At 57.3% G+C, this 1,485-nt stretch carries 2 protein-coding genes; both read right to left on the bottom strand.

All coding sequences use genetic code 11. The features are described from left to right. Positions 1-1,161 (bottom strand): RNA-guided endonuclease TnpB family protein (locus tag DVK07_RS19140; RefSeq protein ID WP_147441226.1); only part of this gene is annotated, 1,161 nt, incomplete at its 3' end. Beyond that, entirely contained in the window at positions 1,162-1,305 is a 144-nt protein-coding gene (locus DVK07_RS19135) for a DUF2080 family transposase-associated protein (protein ID WP_121598474.1), read from the bottom strand. Between the last annotated feature and the right edge of the window lie 180 nt (positions 1,306-1,485).

The following is a 1,485-nucleotide window of genomic DNA, read 5'->3' as shown; positions in this document are numbered from 1 at the left end:
AGACACCGAATCGGTGTCCGTAGGGAGCGCAGTCTCCACAGGCGGTGATTCGGGACAGCCCATCCCTACTTGTTCGAGACCGCGAGAAAGAATGTTCCACGACGCATTCGCGTCTCTGTCCGCCTCGAACCCACACGACGGACACGAATGCTCGCGTACCCACAACGGCTTGTCCGTCTCGACACCACATGACGCACACTCTTTCGTCGTTCCTCGGGGGTCCACGGCGACGAAGTACGTCCCTTCCCGTTCGCACTTGTATTCGAGCATCCGCAGGAACGTCCCCCACGAGGCTCCGGCCCGATTCCGAGAGTTGCCTGGTAGTTCGACCAGTCCCTTCGCGTCCAAGTCCTCGACCGATATAAAGTCGTATTCGCTGGCGTAGTACCCCGATAGTTTGTGCAAGAAGTCACGTCGCTTGCGTTTCAGGTCGGCGTGGCGTCGAGCGACCGTCTTGCGTTGTTCCTCCCAATTGTTTGAGCCGTGTTTCTTCCGCGAGAGGTTACGTTGAGCGCGTTCCAATCGCTCGCGTTCATCGGAAAGGTCCGGCGACTCGACGGCCGTTCCGTCGCTGTCGTGGACGTATTTCAGGATACCCACGTCGATACCAACTGCGTCAGTCACTTCGTCGGGCTTCTCGGGAGGGTCGTCAGGGGTTTCGACGCCGAGGATGGCGTACCACTTGCCGGTGGGTTCGCGTTTGATCGTGACGGTCTTGATAGTGGCGTCGTCAGCCAGGTCACGGTGGAATGTGATGGGAATGTCACCAATCTTTGAGAGCCACAGTCGCGTCTGACCACTCGTGTTTTTGAGTTTGAAGCCGGATTGACTGTAGGTGAACGATTGGTACTCTCCTGGTGCTTTCCACTTCAACTCCCCGACGTTGTAGCCGCTTTTCCTCCGGCCTTTGAGCGTCGAGAGGTTGTCGTACAACCGCTGGACGACTTTCTGCAACGCCTTCGAGTGAACGTCTCGTAGGTCGGTCCACCAGTCTTTCAAGTCCGGCAGACGCTTCTGCTCGGAGTACGAGGACGTGTCGTCGTGTCGGTTGAGTCGGTGGAGGAAATGGTTGTAGACCTGCCTACAGGTATCAACAGTCCACGCTAACCGTTCGCGGAGGTCGTCGGATGGGTTCAGCCGATACCTGTAGTTGTAGTTCATCTATTCGTCGGTAGGGTCGGATGTGCGGACGATTTTCACGTCCGCGCCACGCCATCGTTTCGGGACGTAGACGTGAGCGCCGTTGCCGGTGGCTTTCACGTCGCCGTCCACGACTTCGTGGCCGTTGATTGTGAACTGTCCCATGTACGATGTAGATACATTGTTTGGACGTATAAACACTTTGGTGGGCCTGTGGGCCGGTCGTTACAGAGTGTCTGTGAGACGATGACGGCGCTGTATCCCCGCCCTACTGCGCTACTCGGTCGCTTCGCTCCCTGCGTTGCTCTTTGAGGACGGGGCATTAGCGCCTGAATTTTAGGTAAA

This window comes from Halorubrum sp. Atlit-26R (assembly GCF_003666015.1).
In the GTDB taxonomy this organism is placed as follows: Archaea; Halobacteriota; Halobacteria; order Halobacteriales; family Haloferacaceae; genus Halorubrum.
This window is presented reverse-complemented; position numbering and strand designations above follow the sequence as displayed.

Bases quoted from the DNA above. Each gene is read 5' to 3' on its own strand.
- DVK07_RS19135 (WP_121598474.1), bottom strand. From the start codon at position 1,305: ATGGGACAGTTCACAATCAACGGCCACGAAGTCGTGGACGGCGACGTG.